The organism is Streptomyces sp. SLBN-8D4, from assembly GCF_049739545.1.
GTDB classification, from domain to species: domain Bacteria; phylum Actinomycetota; class Actinomycetes; order Streptomycetales; family Streptomycetaceae; genus Streptomyces; species Streptomyces canus_C.
This window is the reverse complement of record NZ_JBMGQC010000001.1, coordinates 5,372,918-5,391,509: the sequence shown is the minus strand read 5'-3', so window position 1 is coordinate 5,391,509 and position 18,592 is coordinate 5,372,918. Positions and strand designations below refer to the sequence as shown.

At 72.8% G+C, this 18,592-nt stretch carries 21 protein-coding genes; 11 read left to right on the top strand and 10 right to left on the bottom strand.

Going from position 1 to position 18,592, the window contains the following annotated elements; all coding sequences use genetic code 11:
* The first annotated feature begins 53 nt into the window (after positions 1-53).
* The 3 genes from RKD20_RS24515 to RKD20_RS24505 are packed head-to-tail and all read left to right on the top strand — an operon-like array spanning position 54 to position 2,074.
* On the top strand, positions 54-557 hold the full coding sequence (locus RKD20_RS24515) for a hypothetical protein (RefSeq protein WP_424879586.1): 504 nt from the start codon (positions 54-56) through the stop codon (positions 555-557).
* A 13-nt stretch (positions 558-570) separates the two neighbouring features.
* Positions 571-1,236, top strand: coding sequence for a futalosine hydrolase (locus RKD20_RS24510; protein WP_424879585.1), 666 nt, complete (start codon positions 571-573; stop codon positions 1,234-1,236).
* Positions 1,226-2,074 carry a 1,4-dihydroxy-6-naphthoate synthase gene (locus RKD20_RS24505; RefSeq protein WP_351988662.1) on the top strand — a complete coding sequence of 283 codons (849 nt, stop codon included), beginning with the start codon at positions 1,226-1,228 and terminating at the stop codon, positions 2,072-2,074. The genes RKD20_RS24510 and RKD20_RS24505 overlap by 11 nt, the downstream gene beginning before the upstream one ends.
* On the opposite strand, the gene RKD20_RS24500 is transcribed toward RKD20_RS24505, so the two are convergent.
* On the bottom strand, positions 2,067-2,525 hold the full coding sequence (locus tag RKD20_RS24500) for a hypothetical protein (protein ID WP_424879584.1): 459 nt from the start codon (positions 2,523-2,525) through the stop codon (positions 2,067-2,069). The two genes, RKD20_RS24505 and RKD20_RS24500, sit on opposite strands and share 8 nt — an antisense overlap.
* The gene (locus tag RKD20_RS24495; RefSeq protein ID WP_020122829.1) at positions 2,525-2,908 is read right to left on the bottom strand and encodes a cold-shock protein; all 384 of its coding nucleotides are present in this window, start codon (positions 2,906-2,908) and stop codon (positions 2,525-2,527) included. Before RKD20_RS24495 ends, RKD20_RS24500 begins: the two co-directional genes overlap by 1 nt.
* A 164-nt stretch (positions 2,909-3,072) precedes the next feature.
* Here RKD20_RS24495 and RKD20_RS24490 point away from each other — a divergent pair, with 164 nt between their 5' ends.
* Positions 3,073-3,333, top strand: coding sequence for a hypothetical protein (locus RKD20_RS24490; protein WP_007382864.1), 261 nt, complete (start codon positions 3,073-3,075; stop codon positions 3,331-3,333).
* Here RKD20_RS24490 and RKD20_RS24485 read toward each other — a convergent pair.
* Both RKD20_RS24485 and RKD20_RS24480 read right to left on the bottom strand, forming a co-directional pair.
* Positions 3,300-3,950, bottom strand: coding sequence for an HAD family hydrolase (locus RKD20_RS24485; protein ID WP_424879583.1), 651 nt, complete (start codon positions 3,948-3,950; stop codon positions 3,300-3,302). The two genes, RKD20_RS24490 and RKD20_RS24485, sit on opposite strands and share 34 nt — an antisense overlap.
* 80 nt (positions 3,951-4,030) lie before the next feature.
* Entirely contained in the window at positions 4,031-5,071 is a 1,041-nt protein-coding gene (locus RKD20_RS24480) for a hypothetical protein (protein WP_424879582.1), read from the bottom strand.
* A gap of 156 nt (positions 5,072-5,227) precedes the next feature.
* On the opposite strand from RKD20_RS24480, the gene RKD20_RS24475 reads away from it, so the two are divergent.
* Positions 5,228-7,747 (top strand): helicase-associated domain-containing protein, encoded by a 2,520-nt coding sequence (locus tag RKD20_RS24475; protein WP_424879581.1) that lies wholly within the window; start codon positions 5,228-5,230, stop codon positions 7,745-7,747.
* Between the two features lie 7 nt (positions 7,748-7,754).
* On the opposite strand, the gene RKD20_RS24470 is transcribed toward RKD20_RS24475, so the two are convergent.
* Positions 7,755-8,294, bottom strand: a complete 540-nt coding sequence (locus tag RKD20_RS24470) for a hypothetical protein (protein WP_424879580.1) — start codon at positions 8,292-8,294, stop codon at positions 7,755-7,757.
* Positions 8,295-8,440: 146 nt separating this feature from the next.
* Here RKD20_RS24470 and RKD20_RS24465 point away from each other — a divergent pair, with 146 nt between their 5' ends.
* Positions 8,441-10,084 carry a DNA repair helicase XPB gene (locus RKD20_RS24465; RefSeq protein ID WP_424879579.1) on the top strand — a complete coding sequence of 548 codons (1,644 nt, stop codon included), beginning with the start codon at positions 8,441-8,443 and terminating at the stop codon, positions 10,082-10,084.
* Positions 10,085-10,091: 7 nt separating this feature from the next.
* Here the strand turns inward: RKD20_RS24465 and RKD20_RS24460 are convergent, their stop codons facing one another.
* A complete protein-coding gene (locus tag RKD20_RS24460) occupies positions 10,092-10,274 on the bottom strand; it encodes a hypothetical protein (RefSeq protein ID WP_424879578.1) in 183 nt (60 codons plus the stop codon).
* Positions 10,275-10,594: 320 nt separating this feature from the next.
* Here RKD20_RS24460 and RKD20_RS24455 point away from each other — a divergent pair, with 320 nt between their 5' ends.
* Positions 10,595-12,679: a HelD family protein gene (locus RKD20_RS24455; RefSeq protein WP_424879577.1), complete on the top strand. Its 2,085-nt coding sequence runs from the start codon at positions 10,595-10,597 to the stop codon at positions 12,677-12,679.
* A 63-nt stretch (positions 12,680-12,742) separates the two neighbouring features.
* On the opposite strand, the gene RKD20_RS24450 is transcribed toward RKD20_RS24455, so the two are convergent.
* Both RKD20_RS24450 and RKD20_RS24445 read right to left on the bottom strand, forming a co-directional pair.
* Complete coding sequence (locus tag RKD20_RS24450) at positions 12,743-13,435, bottom strand: copper homeostasis protein CutC (RefSeq protein WP_424879576.1); 693 nt, start codon at positions 13,433-13,435, stop codon at positions 12,743-12,745.
* A gap of 88 nt (positions 13,436-13,523) precedes the next feature.
* On the bottom strand, positions 13,524-14,195 hold the full coding sequence (locus RKD20_RS24445) for a maleylpyruvate isomerase family mycothiol-dependent enzyme (RefSeq protein ID WP_424879575.1): 672 nt from the start codon (positions 14,193-14,195) through the stop codon (positions 13,524-13,526).
* A gap of 42 nt (positions 14,196-14,237) precedes the next feature.
* Here RKD20_RS24445 and RKD20_RS24440 point away from each other — a divergent pair, with 42 nt between their 5' ends.
* Both RKD20_RS24440 and RKD20_RS24435 read left to right on the top strand, forming a co-directional pair.
* Positions 14,238-14,879: a hypothetical protein gene (locus RKD20_RS24440; protein WP_424879574.1), complete on the top strand. Its 642-nt coding sequence runs from the start codon at positions 14,238-14,240 to the stop codon at positions 14,877-14,879.
* 35 nt (positions 14,880-14,914) lie between these two features.
* A complete protein-coding gene (locus RKD20_RS24435) occupies positions 14,915-16,021 on the top strand; it encodes a GNAT family N-acetyltransferase (RefSeq protein WP_424883303.1) in 1,107 nt (368 codons plus the stop codon).
* Here RKD20_RS24435 and RKD20_RS24430 read toward each other — a convergent pair.
* The gene (locus tag RKD20_RS24430; protein WP_424879573.1) at positions 16,018-16,278 is read right to left on the bottom strand and encodes a DUF4031 domain-containing protein; all 261 of its coding nucleotides are present in this window, start codon (positions 16,276-16,278) and stop codon (positions 16,018-16,020) included. The genes RKD20_RS24435 and RKD20_RS24430 overlap by 4 nt on opposite strands.
* Complete coding sequence (locus RKD20_RS24425) at positions 16,275-16,658, bottom strand: hypothetical protein (RefSeq protein ID WP_424879572.1); 384 nt, start codon at positions 16,656-16,658, stop codon at positions 16,275-16,277. The genes RKD20_RS24430 and RKD20_RS24425 overlap by 4 nt, the downstream gene beginning before the upstream one ends.
* Before the next feature lie 55 nt (positions 16,659-16,713).
* On the opposite strand from RKD20_RS24425, the gene RKD20_RS24420 reads away from it, so the two are divergent.
* Together RKD20_RS24420 and murQ are read left to right on the top strand one after the other, a co-directional pair.
* Entirely contained in the window at positions 16,714-17,601 is an 888-nt protein-coding gene (locus tag RKD20_RS24420; protein ID WP_424879571.1) for a MurR/RpiR family transcriptional regulator, read from the top strand.
* A gap of 49 nt (positions 17,602-17,650) precedes the next feature.
* On the top strand, positions 17,651-18,586 hold the full coding sequence (gene murQ, locus RKD20_RS24415) for an N-acetylmuramic acid 6-phosphate etherase (protein ID WP_424879570.1): 936 nt from the start codon (positions 17,651-17,653) through the stop codon (positions 18,584-18,586).
* The last annotated feature ends 6 nt before the right edge of the window (positions 18,587-18,592 follow it).

The window sequence follows — 18,592 nt, the reverse complement described above, 5'->3', positions numbered from 1 at the left end:
CTCGCCGCACCCCGCATAAAGGGACTGCTGTACCCGCCCGATAGCCTTCCGCCATGACCACGCTGCAATCCGATGTGCGACGCCGCCGCGCCGTCGCCGCCGCCGGCCTCGTTTCCGCCGGACTGCTCGTCCTGTCGGCCTGCGACAAGCCGACGCCGCGCGTCACCGTCACGGTCGGTTCGACCTCGGTGAGCTCCGAGGCCGTCTGCTACGACGACGGCAACGACCTCGGCAAGGCGAAGGCCGCCAAGTGCGCCCTGGAGAAGTCGGACGTCAAGACGATCAAGGTCAAGCAGAGCGAGACCCTGCGCGTCGGCGTCGACGAGAAGATCGCGGACACCGGCTGGGCGCTGTGGATCAACGGCCAGCAGATGACGTACGCGTACAAGAAGTCGTACTACGCCTTCGACGGCGTCGACCTCTTCGCCCAGCAGCAGGGCCAGGCCCCGCAGAAGACGCTGTACATCAGCATCGTCGAGCAGGACAAGCAGTCCTCCGGCGAGAGCAAGGCGTACAAGGGCGTGTGGAACTTCAAGCTGGAGAACTCCGACTACTGATCCGCCGAATCCGATGCGCATCCTCGTGGCCACCGCCGTCCCGGTCGAACGGGACGCGGTGGCCCGTGCGTTCGCGGGGCCGGTGCCGGACGTCGACGTCCTCGCCGTGGGGGTCGGGCCCGCTCTCGCCGCCGCCCGCACCGCCACCGCGCTCACCCGGGCCGCCCTGACGGATGCTCCCTACGGCCTGGTGGTCTCCGCCGGGATCGGCGGCGGCTTCCTGCCGCACGCGCCGGTCGGCTCCCTCGTCGTCGCCGACGAGATCACCGCGGCCGATCTCGGGGCGGAGACCGCCGACGGGTTCGTGCCGGTGACCGAGCTGGGGTTCGGGGCCGTCACCCACCGCCCGCCCGCGGCACTCGTACGGGCCGCGGCGGCCGCGACCGGGGCGCGGGCCGGAGCCGTGCTCACCGTCTCCACGGTGACCGGTACGGCCGCCCGCGCGAGCGCCCTGCGCGAGCGCCATCCCACCGCCCTCGCCGAGGCCATGGAGGGCTTCGGGGTCGCCGAGGCGGCCGGGGCGCACGGGGTGCCCGTGCTGGAGATCCGTGCCGTGTCCAACCCGGTCGGTCCGCGCGACCGGTCCGCCTGGCGCATCGGCGACGCGCTCGCGGCCCTGACGGAGGGGTTCGGAAAGCTGACGCCCGTACTGGAGAGTTGGGAACACCATGACGACTGAGCCGCTGCAGATCGCGTACTCCCCGTGCCCGAACGACACGTTCGTCTTCGACGCCCTCGCCCATGGCCGGGTGCCCGGCGCGCCCGCGCTGGACGTGACCTTCGCCGACATCGACGTCACCAACGGGATGGCGGAGCGCGGTGAGTTCGATGTGCTGAAGGTGTCGTACGCCGTGCTGCCGTACGTCCTCGACGAGTACGCGCTGCTGCCGTGCGGGGGCGCCCTGGGGCGCGGGTGCGGGCCGCTGGTGCTGACCCGGGAGGCCGGAGTGGACCTCACGGGCCGTACCGTCGCCGTGCCGTCCGAGCGGTCGACGGCGTATCTGCTGTTCCGGCTGTGGGCGGCGGACGTGGTCCCGGGCGGGGTCGGGGAGATCGTCGTGCTGCCGTTCCACGAGATCATGCCGGCCGTGCGGGACGGGAAGGTCGACGCGGGGCTCGTGATCCACGAGGCCCGCTTCACGTTCCAGAACTACGGACTGCACAAGCTCGCCGACATGGGCGAGCACTGGGAGTCGACGACCGGGCTGCCGATTCCGCTGGGGGCGATCATCGCGAAGCGGTCGCTGGGGGCGGAGCGGCTGTCGCTGCTCGCCGAGTCCATCCGGATGTCGGTGCGGGCCGCTTGGGACGAGCCCGAGGTTTCCCGGCCTTATGTCATGGAGCATGCGCAGGAGATGGATCCCGCGGTCGCCGATCAGCACATCGGTCTGTACGTCAACGAGTTCACCGCGGAGCTCGGCGAGGACGGATATGCGGCGATTCGAGGGCTGTTGACCCGCGCGGCCGCGGAAGGCCTTGTGCCTGCTTTGCGGCCGGACGCGTTGTCGTTTATCTGAGGCGCCCCTTTGGGACGTTCGGCCATTGGGCCAGTTTCAACATTTCCAGGACCCGGTGGATCAGGAAGCACGCCAGCGGGAGTTCCACACCCACCGCCAATGCCACCGACCACCACACGTCGGGGGTGCCCAGGGCCAGCGACACGTCGAACCACGCGTCGCAGAGCAGCAGGGCACCCGTCGACACGGCCGCCACCACGACCCCCCGGTGGCGGCGCCAGCCGAGCAGGGCCGTGGCGGCCATCGCGAGAAGAAGCAGGACGTCGAAGCCGACCCAGGTGGTACGCCACTGGCGGACCGTGTACCCGCTGGGCAGCGTGAAGGCCAGCAGCACCGTCCAGGGGACGAGTCCGATGGCGCAGACGGTCAGCAGTTCCAGGGTGTGGCGCCGCTGCCGTCGGATCTGCTCCAGCAGTTGGGGGGACGGTGCCTCGGTCCGTATCTCGCTCACTACACGTCGAGTTGGTCGGCGACCGCTCGAAGGAGACCCGCGATCTTCCCGCCGGCGGCCTTGTCGGGGTAGCGGCCGCGCTCCAGCATCGGCGTGATGTTCTCCAGGAGGGTCGTCAGATCCTGGACGATGGAGGCCAGTTCGTCCGGCTTCTTACGGGTCGCCGCCGCGACCGAGGGGGTCGGGTCCAGGACGGCCACCGAAAGAGCCTGATCACCGCGCTGCCCCGCGACCACTCCGAACTCCACCCGCTGCCCGGGCTTCAGCGTCTCGACTCCGGCGGGGAGGACCGAGGAATGGACGAAGACGTCGCCGCCGTCGTCGCGGGAGAGAAAGCCGAAGCCCTTCTCACTGTTGAACCACTTGACCTTGCCGGTAGGCACGTCTGTCCTCGTCCTCGTACTCGTCGGAAAACTGCTTCTGAAAGGGCTCTTGATAGCACTGGGGCGGGTCGTCGGGACCCGCCCGGTACCAAGGCTAATGGTCTTCAGGCCGGTGACAAGACGTCGCCCGGTTGTTCCTTCGCGCAGGGAACTACCCTGGTCCGGTGCGTGACAAAACCCAAACGAATTCCGCCGCTCCCGGTGACCGACTGATCCGTGCCGGAGCCATCGTGTTCTTCATCGGCGCGGTGGCCACTCTGGTCACCGTGGCCCCGTTCCTGCTCGGAACGACGCCTTTTCCGACATACATGTTCGGATTGAGCATGCTCATGGCCGTCGGCTTCGTGGTGGCCGGTGCGGGAGTGCTGCAATCGGTCGCGGCCGGAAGGCGTCAGGCGCGGGCCGGAACGCCGTCCGGACGGTAGTCCGAAAACCACCCCGGAAACTCGGTGAGATCGCCGAGGACGACATCGGCTCCGGCCTCGGTCAGTTCCTCGGCGGTGCACGGGCCGGTGGGCACCGCGACCGACAGCGCCTCGGCGATCCGCGCCCCGCGCACATCGCCCGTGTGGTCCCCGACGTACACGCTCGCGCCGTGCTCGCGCAGGGCCTCGCCCTTCTGCTCGGCCCACAGGTTGCCGATCACCGCGTCGGGCTCCAGGCCCAGGTGCGTCATGTGCAGCTTGGCGTTGGGCTCCCACTTGGCCGTCACGACGATCGCCCGCCCGCCGGCCGCCTGTACGGCGCCGATGGCCTCGCGGGCGCCGGGCATCGCCAGGGTGCCGGTGATGGCGAAGGCCGGGTAGAGCTCGCGGTAGAGGTCCGCCATGGCCGGGACCCGGTCCGCCGGGAACCAGTACGCCATCTCCTCCTGCAGCGGCGGCCCGAGCCGCGTCACCACCAGGTCGGCGTCGACGTACGTCCCGGTCCGCTCGGACAGTTCCACCCAGCAGGCGTGGATGCCGGGGCGGGAGTCTATGAGCGTCATGTCGAGATCGAAGCCGACGGTGGGACCGGGGGCGGTGATGCTTGCAGAGGCCATATGAGCCATTGTGCCCAAGCCGTACGGCCGTCGGACAACGATTTCCGGCGGCCTGATTCCGCCGGCGCGACTCCCCTGCCCTACCGCCGCCGCTGCGAGCGCCACACCAGGAACAGCGCCGACGCCACGGCCGCCCCCCGCACGACCCACGGCCAGGTCTCGGCGACCGCGTCGTTCATGTGGCCCTGGGCGATCGGCTCGCCCCAGCGGCCCTCGTTGCGTCCCCACAGCCAGACGATCCCCGCGGTGAGCGAGAGGCTCGGCAGGAACACGACGGCCCATTTGGTCTCGGCGTCGGTCAGCCGGCGCGAGGCCCACGCGATGAGCCAGCCGACGACGAGGACGAGCAGGTTGCCCAGCACGGCACCGGCGACGAGCAGGGCGGCGGCGAGCAGCAGCAGGGGGTTGCTCCAGCCGCCGGGACCGGAGAACCGGCGGCGGGCCGGGGCGGCCTCGACGACCGGCTCCACGGCCTTGGCCTTGGCGACCGTCTTCGGCTTCCACCAGGCCTTGCGGGTCTTCACCACCGGCGCGGGCGCCGCCTGCTCCACGGCGGGCGCGGGCTCCGGTTTCCTCTCCTCCTTGGGAGGCGGAGGCTTCAGCAGCTCCGGGATCTCCACCCCGCCCACGAACCCCGGCACGCTGTCCCCGACGCCGAAGGGGCTGCTGTCCACCCGCCACCAGTCGGGCTGCGCGGCGCTGTCGCCGAGTTCGTCCAGACCGGCCACGTGGGGCCCGTGGGAGGTGTCGCGGGCGGGAGCGGGCTGCGGCGGGGTGTCGGGGCGCGGCCGGGGCACGACCTTGCGCAGGCCCCTGGGCCGCTCGGTCTCCTCCGTGTCCCGGTCCCGCTGCACGGGCATGGCGACGACCGGCGCCTGCGGGGCGCTGCCCGCCGTGCCGCCGGCGGCGGTGACGACCTCGTCGGGGCTGCCCAGCTTGGCGATGATCCGGCGGACGGCGGCGGGCGAGTCGACGGTGACCTTGGCGCGCCGCCGGTCGATCTCGTTGCGCAGTTCCGAGACGAGCCGCATCCGGGTGGACGACGGCAGCTGCCGCTGCTGCGCGACATCACCGACGCGGCTCAGATACTCGTAGACGACCTGGTCGCTCTCGATACCCACGAAGTCCCCTCCGGGGCGGGTGCGTTGGATACCCCGTGGGACGACGTTAGCGCAGGCAGCCGCCGATCGGACGGGCCCCGGCGTCGAGCGGGACGGTTGCGCGGACGCGGGGTACGTCACCCCTGCCCCGTCCCGCCACCCGCTACCGTTGGTCGGATGAGCAACCCGGCCGTTCCGCCGCGCTCCCTCGCGGAAGCGCTCCGGGCCAGGGACGACGTTTCCCTGGCCGCGCTTCTGCGTGCCCGCCCCGACCTCATCACCCCCGTGCCGACCGACCTCACCCAGCTCGCCACCCGGGCCGGGACACGGGCGTCGGTGGTACGGGCCCTGGAGCGGCTTGACCGTTTCGCGCTCCAGACGGCGGAGGCGCTGGCGGTGGCGGCGGACCCGGCGCCCTACGGCGAACTGCTCGCTCTGCTGACCGGCGACGACGGCGACCCGGCCGTCTCGGCGGCGCTCCCGCGCGCCCTCGGCACCCTGCGGGAGCAGGCCCTGGTGTGGGGCGACGACGACCGGCTGCGGCTGGTGCGCACGGCCCGTGAGCTGCTCGCGCCCTCGCCGCAGCACCCCTCGCCGACCGGGCTCGGGCCGACCGTCCAGGAGGCCACGGCGGGGATGTCGCCGGGCCGCATCCAGGACATCGTCACGGCGGCCGGGCTCGGCTCGACCCATGACGCGGTCTCCGCGGTGGCGTCGCTGACGGCCCTGTTCGCCGACCGGGGGCGGATGTCGGCGCTGCTCGCCGGGCTCCCGGAGGAGTCGCGGGAGGTGCTCTCGCGGCTGGTGTGGGGGCCGCCGTACGGCCAGGTCACCGCCGAGCCGGCGGTGCATCTGCGCCGCCTGCTGGATCTGGGGCTGCTGGTGCCGACGGCGCCCGGGACGGTCGTACTCCCCCGGGAGGTGGCCCTGCATCTGCGCGGCGGCCGGGCGCACCGGGAGGTGGCGCCGCTGCCGCCGGCCGTGGAGCCCGCGGCGACCCACCGTCCACAGGTGGTGGACGCGACGGCGGCCGGGCAGGCGTACACCGCGCTCGCGACCGTCGAGGAGCTGCTGAAGGACTGGGACGAGGGCGGGCCCGCGGTGCTGCGGGCGGGCGGCCTGAGCGTCCGCGACCTCAAGCGCACGGCCGTCGCGCTGGACGTGGCGGAACCGGTCGCCGCGTTCTGGGTGGAACTGGCGTACGCGGCGGGCCTGCTGGCCTCCGACGGCGAGGCCGACGAGCGGTACGCGGCGACCCCGGCCCACGACGAGTGGCTGGAGCAGCCGCCGGCACAGCGCTGGACCCGCCTGGCGGAGGCGTGGCTGACGGCGACCCGGGTGTCCGGGCTGGTGGGCGGCCGGGACGCGAAGGACCGCACCCTGTCGACGCTGGGCCCGGGACTCGACCGCAGCGCCGCGCCGAAGGTACGGCACCGGGTGCTGACGCTGCTCGCGGGGCTGCCCGAGGGGGCGTCGCCGTCGAGGGAGTCGGTACTGGCCCGGCTGGGCTGGGAGCGTCCGCCGCGGGGGCCGCAGCGCGGGGACGACCTGCGGTCACGGCTCGCCGAGTGGACGTTGACGGAGGCGGAGCTGCTGGGCGTGACGGGGCGGGGGGCGCTGTCGGGGCACGGGCGGGCGTTGCTGGGCGCGAGCGCGCCGAAGACGCCGGGCAGGGTGCCGGAGGGGCCCGGTGACAAGCTTCCCGTGCACCACCGGCCCACCGTCGCCGAGCCCCTCTCCCGCGCCGAGCAGGCCACCGCGTCCGCCGCGGCCGCCCGGCTGCTCGCGCCGCTGCTGCCCGAGCCGCTCGACCATGTCCTGCTCCAGGCCGACCTGACGGCGGTGGCCCCGGGGCCCTTGCAGCGGTCGCTGGCCGAGGTGCTGGACGTCCTGGCCGACGTGGAGTCGAAGGGCGGGGCGACCGTCTACCGCTTCACCCCCGGCTCGGTACGCCGTGCCCTGGACGCCGGCCAGGCCGCTTCCGACCTGCACGCCTTCCTCGCCGCGCACTCACGGACGCCGGTGCCGCAGCCGCTGACGTATCTGATCGACGACGTGGCGCGCAGACACGGCCACCTCAGGGTCGGCGCGGCCTCCGCGTACGTCCGCTGCGACGACGACGCCCTGCTCAACGAGATCCTCGCCGACAAGCGCGCCGCGGGCCTGCGCCTGCGCCGCCTGGCCCCGACCGTGCTGGCCGCGCAGACCGACCCGGCGTCGCTGCTGGACGGCCTGCGCGCGATGGGCTTCGCCCCGGCCGCCGAGTCCGCGGAGGGCGACGTCCTGATCACCCGCGCGCACGCCCACCGCACCCCGCCGCGCACCGCCCCCGAACCCGTCCCGGACGGCCCCCCGGTCCCCGACGCGACGCTCCTGTCGGCCGCGATCCGGGCCGTCCGCGCCGGCGACCTGGCCGCGACGACCCCCCACAGACAGACCGACCGGCCGCAGCCCGCCACCGGCGAACTCCCGCGCACCAGCTCCGCCGAGACCCTCGCCACCATGCAGGCCGCCGTCCTGACCGGCGAGGCCCTGTGGATCGGCTACGTCAACGCCGAGGGCTCCGCCAGCCAGCGCGTCATCGCTCCCATCCGCGTCGAGGGCGGCTTCGTGACGGCCTACGACCACACGGCGGACGAGGTACGCACGTATCCGCTGCACCGGGTGACCGGGGTGGCGGAGCTGGCCGAGGAGTAGGGCCCCCTCAGCACTGGGTGACCGGGGAGTTCGCGGGCAGGCCGAAGTGGGACCGGGCCGCGGATTCCAGCGGGGTGGCGGGCACGCCGGTGTCGAGCGCGGCGGTGGTGGCGTGGCCGAAGTGGCTCGACATCCACTCCGCGTTGCCCGCGCCGTCCGGCGGCCCGTCCTGCGACACGACCACGTAGTCGCCGTCGGCCTCCCGCCGCAGCCGCAGCACCTGTGGCACCTCGGCCCCGCCGCACTCCACCAGGCGCCCCGCCCGCACCCCGTACTCCAGGCACAGCGTGCTGACAGCGGCCCGCACCAGTCCGTCGCGCTCGTCGAGGTCCACCGCCTCCGCCCGGCAGAACCACCGGGCCCGGAGCCCGGGCTCGCTCTCCCCGTACCCAGCGCCGCGCGACTGCTCCACGAGCCGCGCCTCGATGGCCGGCCGCACCCGGTTCCACAGCTGGGGGTCGGTGTCCGAGGGCCAGCGGGCCCACGCCCCCGTCGCCACCAGCACCACGACCGCGCCCCCGCCGACCGCCCATCTGCCCGCAGACATCCCCATGCGTCCTCCCGGCCCGCTCCCGTCAGTCAAGACAGCCGAACGGGGGCCGGGGTTGCCCCAGGAGACCGTCTTCGACCTCCCTTGATCGTCCCTGCTTGAGGCACACTGGACGTTTGGCCCGTGCGGAAGGATGCATGTACGTGAACGGTCCTCTCATCGTCCAGTCCGACAAGACCCTGCTGCTCGAGGTAGACCACGAGCAGGCCGACGAGTGCCGTCGGGCCATCGCGCCGTTCGCCGAGCTGGAGCGGGCGCCCGAGCACATCCACACCTACCGGGTGACCCCGCTGGGGCTGTGGAACGCGCGCGCCGCGGGGCACGACGCCGAGCAGGTGGTCGACGCGCTGGTGCAGTACAGCCGGTATCCGGTGCCGCACGCCCTGCTCGTCGACGTCGCCGAGACGATGGACCGGTACGGGCGGCTCACCCTCAGCAAGCACCCCGCCCACGGACTCGTGCTCACCACCACCGACCGGCCGGTGCTTGAGGAGATCCTGCGCTCGAAGCGGATCATCCCGCTGGTCGGGGCGCGGCTCGACCCGGACACCGTGGCCGTGCACCCCTCCGAGCGCGGGCAGATCAAGCAGACGCTGCTGAAGCTGGGCTGGCCCGCCGAGGACCTCGCGGGGTACGTCGACGGCGAGGCGCACCCGATCGAGCTGGACGAGGACGGGTGGGCGCTCAGGCCCTACCAGAAGCAGGCCGTGGAGAACTTCTGGCACGGCGGCAGCGGGGTCGTGGTACTCCCCTGCGGCGCGGGGAAGACCCTGGTCGGCGCCGGGGCCATGGCACAGGCCAAGTCGACCACGCTCATCCTCGTCACCAACACCGTCTCGGCCCGGCAGTGGAAGCACGAGCTGGTGAAGCGGACCTCTCTGACGGAGGAGGAGATCGGCGAGTACAGCGGGACCCGCAAGGAGATCCGGCCCGTCACCATCGCCACGTACCAGGTGCTGACGACCCGGCGGAAGGGCGTCTACCCGCACCTGGAGCTCTTCGACTCCCGGGACTGGGGGCTCATCCTCTACGACGAGGTGCACCTGCTGCCCGCGCCCGTCTTCAAGTTCACCGCCGATCTCCAGGCCCGCCGCAGACTCGGACTGACCGCGACCCTCGTGCGCGAGGACGGGCGGGAGTCGGACGTCTTCTCGTTGATCGGGCCCAAGCGGTTCGACGCGCCGTGGAAGGAGATCGAGGCGCAGGGGTACATCGCGCCGGCCGACTGTGTCGAGGTGCGGGTGAACCTGACCGACTCGGAGCGGCTCGCCTACGCCACCGCCGAGCAGGAGGAGAAGTACCGCTTCTGCGCCACGACCGCGACGAAGCGGAAGGTCACGGAGGCGCTCGTCAAGCGCTTCGCGGGGCAGCAGATCCTGGTGATCGGCCAGTACATCGACCAGCTCGACGAACTCGGCGAGCATCTGGACGCCCCCGTCATCAAGGGCGAGACCTCCAACGCCCAGCGCGAGAAGCTCTTCGACGCCTTCCGGCAGGGCGAGATCAGCGTGCTGGTGGTGTCGAAGGTGGCGAACTTCTCCATCGACCTGCCGGAGGCGACGGTCGCCATCCAGGTCTCGGGCACCTTCGGCTCCCGCCAGGAGGAGGCGCAACGGCTCGGTCGGGTGCTGCGTCCGAAGGCGGACGGCCACCAGGCCCACTTCTACTCCGTGGTCGCCCGGGACACCATCGACCAGGACTTCGCCGCGCACCGCCAGCGCTTCCTGGCGGAACAGGGGTACGCCTACCGGATCATGGACGCGGACGAGCTGCTGGCCGAGAGCTGACCGGCGGCTACCTGCGGCGGACGCCGACTTCCTCGCCGTACTCGCCGAGTATGACGACGTCGAAGGCGGCGACCGCGAAGACACGGATGGCGCGCAGGGCGTCGCCGAGGCGGTGGGCCTTGTGGCCGCCTGAGACGGGGGTCGCGCCGGACGGGCGACCGGGGGCTGGGGTGAAGGTCGCTGTACTCATGTCTCCATGGTGGCCGAGCAGGCATAAAGAGGGCATCGGTCCCAGGTAGCCCCTTTCTGTGCTACCTGAGTACCGCCCGCAGGTGGAGCCACCCCTAGAGGAGGAGGGGCGATCCCTTAGGGGCAGGAGAATTCGCCGGGGCCGGAGAAATTCGCCGAGGGGCGGGAGAAATTCGTTGGCCCCCTCCCACCCCGTCCCTCTAGAATCTCCGCTCTTGCCCGCCTCCCTCCCGGAGTGCCGCCGCCCGGACGGAAACCGGTCGGCACCTCGCTGCCGTCCACCCGGCAGCCACCACCCCGCAGCACCTTCGGAGGCACCCCTTGTCCAGGCCGTCCACTCCCGCGCCCGCAGCCGACGACCCCCTCGCCCGCGAACGCTCCCACCTCGCCGGTTCCCGCGCCGCACTGCGCGCCATGCGCGAGGACGTCGAGTCGCTGGACATCAAGGACGTCACCGCGAACTGGGTCAACGCCGAGGTCCTGGCCCGCCAGATCAACGACCGGATCAAGGCGCTGGCGGACCTCAGCGACACCCCGCTGTTCTTCGGCCGCCTCGACTACCTGCACTCCCCGGGCGCGGACCGGGCCGAGGGCGCGGAGGGAGAGCGCTTCTACATCGGGCGGCGGCACGTCCACGACCACGACGGCGACCCGATGGTGATCGACTGGCGGGCGCCGGTCTCGCAGCCGTTCTACCGGGCGTCCAAGAAGGACCCGATGGACGTCGGGCTGCGCCGCCGCTTCGGGTACACCCGGGGGGACATCACGGCGTACGAGGACGAGCACCTGTCCGACCCGGCGGAGGCCGCCGCCACCAGCAAGCTGCTCCAGCAGGAGATCGAGCGGCCGCGCGTCGGCCCGATGCGGGACATCGTGGCGACCATCCAGCCCGAGCAGGACGAGATCGTACGGTCCGGGCTCGGCGGCACGGTCTGCGTGCAGGGAGGTCCCGGCACCGGGAAGACCGCCGTGGGCCTGCACCGGGTGGCCTATCTCCTGTACGCCCACCGCGAGCGGCTCGCCCGCACCGGCACCCTCGTGATCGGACCGAACAAGTCCTTCCTGCACTACATCGAGCAGGTGCTGCCCGCGCTGGGCGAGATGACCGTCCGGCAGGCCACGGTCGACGACCTCGTGGCGCACGTCGAGGTGCGCGGCACCGACGATTCGCCCGCCGCCGTCCTCAAGGGCGACGCGCGGATGGCGCAGGTGCTCAGGCGGGCCGTGTACTCCCACGTGACCATGCCCGCCGAGCCGGTGATGGTGGTGCGCGGGTCGCGCAGGTGGCGGGTTCCGGCGTACGAGATCGAGGAGATCGTCCGGGAGCTGCTCGACCGGGGCATCCGGTACGGCGCCGCCCGCGAGGCCCTTCCGCAGCGCATCGCGCACGCCGTGCTGGTGCAGATGGAGCGGTCCGGGGAGGCGCCGGACGACCGTGTGCAGGACGCGGTGGCCCGCAACCCGGCGGTGAAGGCGGCGGTGAAGGCGGTCTGGCCGCCGGTGGATCCGGCGAAGCTGGTGCTGCGGCTGCTGACGGACGCGGACTTCCTCGCCGCGCACGCGGACGGGATCCTCGACGAGGACGAGCAGAAGACGATCCTGTGGGCGAAGCCGGTGCGGTCGGTGAAGTCGGCCAAGTGGTCGTCCGCGGACGCGGTGCTGATCGACGAGGCGACGGACCTCGTGGAGCGCACGCACTCGCTCGGGCATGTGGTGCTCGACGAGGCGCAGGACCTCTCCCCCATGCAGTACCGGGCGGTCGGCCGCCGCTGCTCGACCGGTTCGGCGACCGTCCTGGGCGACCTCGCGCAGGGCACCACGCCGTGGGCGACGCGGAGTTGGGACGAGGCGCTGGCCCACCTGGGCAAGTCGGACGGTGTGGTCGAGGAGTTGACGGCCGGTTTCCGCGTGCCGACGGACGTCATCACCTACGCCTCCCGGCTCCTGCCGCACATCGCGCCGGGCCTGACACCGGTCGCGTCGGTGCGTGAGAACCCGGGCTTCTTCGACCTGCGCGAGACCTCGGGTGGGACCTCCGGCGAGCCCTCCGGTACGGCCGAAGTGGTGGCCGCGTGCGAGGAGTTGCTGCGCCACGAGGGGTCGACCGGTCTGATCGCGGCCGACGCCCGCGTCCCGGCCCTCGCCCGGGCGCTGACGGAGGCGGGGATCCCGTATCTCGCCCCGGGTGAGGAGACGACGGCCGAGACCCGGCTGACCCTGGTCCCGGCGTCCCTCGCCAAGGGCCTTGAGTACGACTACGTCGTCCTGGACGAGCCGCAGGCGGTGGTGGACGGCGAACCGGACGAACGCACGGGCCTGCGGCGGCTGTACGTGGCACTGACCCGAGCGGTGTCGGGCCTGATCGTGACGCACACGGCGCCGCTGCCGGCGCAGCTTGCCGGGTAGGTCCTGCCGGGTGCGGGCGCGTGGGGCTGCTCGCGCAGTCCCCACGCCCCTGGGGAGTTCCGCTCACCCCAGGTCCAGAGCCCGCCGCCACTCCCCCACCGCGTCCGCCGAGACCGGCGCCTCCCACCCGCCCGGCCGCGCCGCGCCGCCGATGTGGAACGCGTCGATCCCGGCCGCCCGCAGGCCCGGGACGTGGTCCAGCCGCAGCCCGCCACCCACCAGCAACTGCTGTTCGTACCCCGGCTCCCCCGCCCGCGCCGCCTCGGCGAGCAGCACGGGGAGCCCATCCTCGACGCCCGCCGCCGCGCCCGCGGTGAGGTAGGTGTCCAGGCCCGGCAGGTCGGCCAACTGCTTGCGCAGCGCGTTCCGGTCGGCGGCGTGGTCGATCGCCCGGTGGAAGGTCCAGCGGGAGCCGCCCAGCGCCTCGACCACGCGCTCCACGGATCCCAGATCCACCTCACCGTCCGCGTCCAGGAACCCGAGCACGAACTCCTCGGCACCGGCGTCCCGCAGCTCGTGTGCCGCCCGGACGACCCGGAGGACGTCCCCGGCGCCGAACCCGTCCGACAGTCGCAGCATCACCCGCAGCGAGATGTCCACGGCACCCCGGATCGCGGCGACCGTGGCGACCGCCGGCGTCAGACCGTCCGCCGCCATGTCGGTCACCAGTTCCAGCCGGTCCGCGCCTCCGGCCTGGGCGGCGATCGCGTCCTCGGCGTCGAGGGCGATCACCTCCAGGACTGCACGCTTGCTCATGGGACCCCATTCGTCGACGGTCTCGGGCGGCTACAGGTCTAGTCCAATTCCAGAATAGCCGCCCCGGGGTCCCTCTCACCGGTGCGTCTCAGCCGAAGATGTTCAGCTCCTTCGCCTCCACGCCCGCGAGCTCGTACGCCCGCCCCTCCACCGGACGCCCCGAGTACAGCCGTACGAGGGTCGCCGCGTCCCCGATGTAACGCGCGGGCGTGCGGTCACCGGCCGTGTCGCCCAGGCGGAGCGGTTCGTCCAGGTCGTCGAGGTCGGCGTGCAGGGGCAGGTGGCCGCGCTCCCGGGTGGTGCGGGCGAGCAGGGCGAGGGCGTCCGGAAGGCCGGCGCCCTCGTACGCGCCGGGCTCCCCGAAGACGTCCCGTACGTCCCCCGCGTGCACCCACTCCCCCAGCGCGACGAGGTCCAGCACTCCGCCCGCCGCGGCGATCGCCGGGCCCGCCTCCGTCATCCCGCGCTCCAGCTCGTCCACGACCCGCTGGTTCGTCCAGTCCGCGCGCTCGGCGATGTCCCGGTCGTTGGCCTCGGGCGAGAAGACCCCCTTCTCGAACCGGCCCTCCACCACCCGCATCAGCGCGGACGAACAGTGCGCCAGCACATCGCGCACGCTCCACCCCGGACACGCCCGCGTCGGCAGCGCGAAGTCGCCGTCCGGGCGGGAGCGCAGGAGGGGGATCAGGGCGTCGCGTTCGGTGGTCAGGAGGCGGCCGGGGAGTTCGGGGTCACGGTCATGAGTGGTGTCAGCAGTCATGGGGCCAACCTGCCAGGGGGTGACGCGCGGGACAATGAGGCCATGGCCGATCTCGACGACCTCCGCGACCGTTTCGCCCGTGCCCTGGTCAGCGCCCGGGGCGGCGACGGCCCCGACCCGACACCGTACGCCGACAACCTCCTGGCCCGCTGGCAGGAGCCGCAGCGGCACTACCACACGCTCTCCCACCTGACGGCGGTCCTCGACCGCGTCGACGTGCTGGAGGAGTACGCGGACCGCCCGGACCTGGTGCGGCTCGCGGCCTGGTTCCACGACGCCGTCTACCTCCCGGACCGCTCAGAGAACGAGGAGCGCTCCGCCCGCCTCGCCGAGCGCGCCCTCCCCGAAGCCGGACTCCCCGCCGACGGCACGGCCGAGGTCTCCCGCCTCGTCCGTCTCACCACCGCCCACGATCCCGCCGACGACGACCGCGACGGCCAGGTCCTGTGCGACGCGGACCTCGCGATCCTCGCCGCCCCGCCCTCCGCGTACGCCGCCTACACGGCCGCCGTCCGCGAGGAGTACGGCTTCGTCCCGAGCGACGCCTTCCGCGAGGGCCGGTCCGCGATCCTGCGGCAACTGCTCGATCTGCCCCGGCTGTTCAGGACGCCGTACGGGGAACGGGAATGGGAGGCCACAGCCCGTTACAACCTCACCTCGGAGCTGGAAATGCTGTCGCTCTGAGGCGTCCGGCGCCTTAGCCTGCCCGCATGGCAGACATGGGCGGGGACTTGGGCGCGCAGCGGGTGACGGAGGCCGTCGCGGACGCGGTGGCGGTGCTGCGGACGGCGGTGGACCGGGACTGGACGGCCGTGACGCCGGCCGGGATGGAGTGGACCGTCCACGAGACGGCCTTCCACATCTGCGGCTGCCTGATCTCGTACGCCGGGAACCTGGCCGGAGGCGCCCAGGACGACTACGTCCTCTTCGACATCACGCTCGACGAGGGCACCGACAACATGGGCCTGCTGCATGTCCTGGAGACATGCGGCGCCCTGCTCGCCGCGGCGGTCCGCACCGCGCCCCGCGAGGCCCGCGCCTTCCACCCGTACCCCTTCCGCAGCGCGAACCGTGTGGGGTTCGCCGCGATGGGCGTCACCGAGGTGCTGCTGCACACGTACGACATCGCCGAGGGCCTGGGCCTGGAGTACGAGCCCCCCGCCCACCTCCCCGAGTACGTCCTCACCCGGATCTTCCCCGAGGTCCAGCCGGGCCCCGACCCCTGGCGCACCCTCCTGTGGGCCACCGGCCGCGGCGACCTGCCCGGCCGCGCCCCCCGCACTCAGTGGCGCTGGAGCAACAACCTCGTCCTGCCCACCGAGCGCCTGACCCTGCAGGGCGTCACGCCCGCGTCCGCCGCCGAGCTGGCCGCGGGTGGCGACGGCGACTTCGAGTGGGTCGAGGACGGCCCCTTCGAGGGCACCCGCGAGGCCGCCGGCATGACCATCAAGGCGTACGAGGCGGGCGTGCACCGCCCGGAGTTCGGCCTCTTCGTCCTCGTACGGCGCGACGACGGCCGCGCGATCGGCGGCATGGGCTTCCACGGCGCCCCCGACGAGGACGGCCGCGCGGAGGTCGGCTACGACCTCGCCGAGAGCGCCCGCGGCCGGGGCTACGCCACGGAGGCCCTGCGCGCCCTGAGCGACTGGGCCCTGGCCCGCGACGACGTACGCAGCCTCTGCGCCACCATCGAGCCCGACAACGCGGCCTCGCAGCGGGTCGTCGCCCGGGCCGGATTCGCCCGCGCGACCGTGGAGGAGGAGCAGGCGTACGGGGAGCTGGAGACGGGGCTGCGGCTGTACGTCCTTCCCGGCGGGGCCGGTTAGCGGCCCTTGCGCCGGCGCAGGCCTGCCCCCGTGAGCAGCCGCACCACCTCCCGGCTGCTCACCTCCGTAGCGCCCGCCGCGACCACGTCGGCGTACCGGTGTGACGGGATGTCGTAGTGGTCGCGTTCGAAGGCCCGTGAGGGCACTCCCAGCTCCTCGGCGAATGTGTGCAGTTCGTCGAAGGAGACGTCGCTGATCAGGTGGGACCACAGGCGGCCGTGGCCCGGCCAGGTGGGTGGGTCGATGTAGACGGTCACGAGGGGGAGACCCCGCCCGCCGCGCTCCCGAGCGAGCCGACCGCCGCGACCTTCACGCCCGCCTTGTGGCACACCCAGTACGGGTCGGGGCCCAGCTCCGGCTCGACCTCCAGGGCGTGCGGGTCGCCGGAGCCGCACACCGGGCACAGCGGCCAGCGGCCGTAGGTCTCCAGCAGCGCGTCCTGGACGTCCTGGGCGACCAGGCCCGCGACGAACTCCGCGCCCTCCGGCCACTGCTCCACCCACCAGCGGCGCTGTACGACGGAGTCCTCGACCATCGACACCACGTCGGCGGCGGCGACCTCGCCCGCGGCCAGGTCGGCGAGCACGCGGGCGCGTGCCGCGTGCAGGGACTGCTCCAGTGGACCGATGGACTCCATGGAGCCATTGTGCGGGCTCTTGACCACGACTCGGCGCCGAAAATATCTTTCATGTGTGACCCAGGAAGTGAAGGAAATTTTCGGCAGCGCTCTCGCCGCGAAGGTGCGCACGCTGGGTCCGTCCATGACCCGCTCCATGCACCGGGTCGCCGAGGCCGTGGCGAACGACCCGGCGGGATGCGCCGCGCTCACCGTCACGGGCCTCGCGGAACGGACCGGGACGAGCGAGGCGACCGTCGTGCGGACGGCGCGGCTCCTGGGCTATCCCGGTTATCGCGACCTGCGGCTCGCCCTCGCCGGGCTGGCCGCGCAGCAGCAGTCCGGGCGGGCACCGGCCATCACCACGGACATCGCGGTGGACGATCCGCTCGCGGACGTGGTCGCCAAGCTCGCCTACGACGAGCAGCAGACCCTCGCGGACACGGCGGCCGGGCTGGACACCACGCAGTTGGGCGCGGCGGTCGCCGCGACGGCCTCGGCGCGGCGGATCGACGTCTACGGGGTGGGGGCCTCCGGCCTCGTCGCGCAGGACCTCACGCAGAAGCTGCTGCGCATAGGGCTGATAGCGCAGGCCCACAGCGATCCGCACCTGGCCGTGACGAACGCGGTGCAGCTGCGGTCGGGGGACGTGGCGATCGCGATCACCCACTCGGGGGCGACCGGGGACGTCATCGAGCCGTTGCGGGTCGCGTTCGAGCACGGGGCCACTACGGTGGCCATCACCGGGCGGCCGAACGGGGCGGTGGCGCAGTACGCCGACCATGTGCTGACGACGTCCACGGCCCGGGAGAGCGAACTGCGGCCCGCGGCGATGTCGTCGCGGACGAGTCAGCTGCTGGTGGTGGACTGTCTGTTCGTGGGGGTGGCGCAGCGGACGTACGAGACGGCGGCGCCCGCGCTGGCCGCGTCCTACGAGGCGCTGGCGCACCGGCATCGCCGGTAGACACGAGTTGCCCGGTAGTCGTCGGTCACGAAGAAAGAGCCGCTGCGCCATGACCTCCACCTCCGACCCCCGTGATCTGCAAGCCCAGTTGGAGACGCTCACCACCGAGGCCTTCCGGCCCGAGCTCGCCGACATCGACCAGTTGCCGACCCTGGACATCGCCCGGCTGATGAACGGCGAGGACGCCTCCGTGCCCGCCGCGGTCTCCCGGCAGTTGCCGGTGATCGCCGCCGCCATCGACGCGATCGCCGAGCGCATGGCCCGCGGCGGCCGGCTGATCTACGCCGGGGCCGGCACCGCCGGACGCCTCGGTGTCCTGGACGCCTCCGAGTGCCCGCCGACCTTCAACACCGACCCGGCGCGGGTCGTGGGCCTGATCGCCGGTGGCCCGGAAGCGCTGGTCACGTCCGTCGAGGGGGCCGAGGACTCCGCGGAGCTGGCGCGGGCCGACCTGGACGGGCTCGCGGTGACGGCCGTGGACACGGTGGTCGGGGTGTCCGCGTCCGGTCGTACCCCTTACGCCGTGGGCGCGGTGGAACACGCCCGCGCGAAAGGGGCCTTGACGGTCGGCCTGTCCTGCAACGCGGACAGCGCCCTGGCGGCCGCGGCCGACCACGGCGTCGAGGTGGTCGTCGGCCCCGAACTGCTCACCGGCTCCACCCGCCTCAAGGCCGGCACCGCCCAGAAGCTCGTCCTCAACATGCTGTCGACGATCACGATGATCCGTCTCGGCAAGACCTACGGAAACCTGATGGTCGACGTCCGCGCCTCCAACGAGAAGCTGCGGGCCCGCTCCCGCCGCATCGTCGCCCTCGCCACCGGCGCCGACGACGAGGAGATCGAGCGTGCCCTGGCCGCCACGGACGGCGAGGTGAAGAACGCGATCCTGACGATCCTGGCCGACGTGGACGGCCCCACGGCGGCCCGGCTGCTGGAGGAGTCGGGGGGCCATCTGCGCGCTGCCCTGGCGGCGACGACCCGCTGAAAGGAC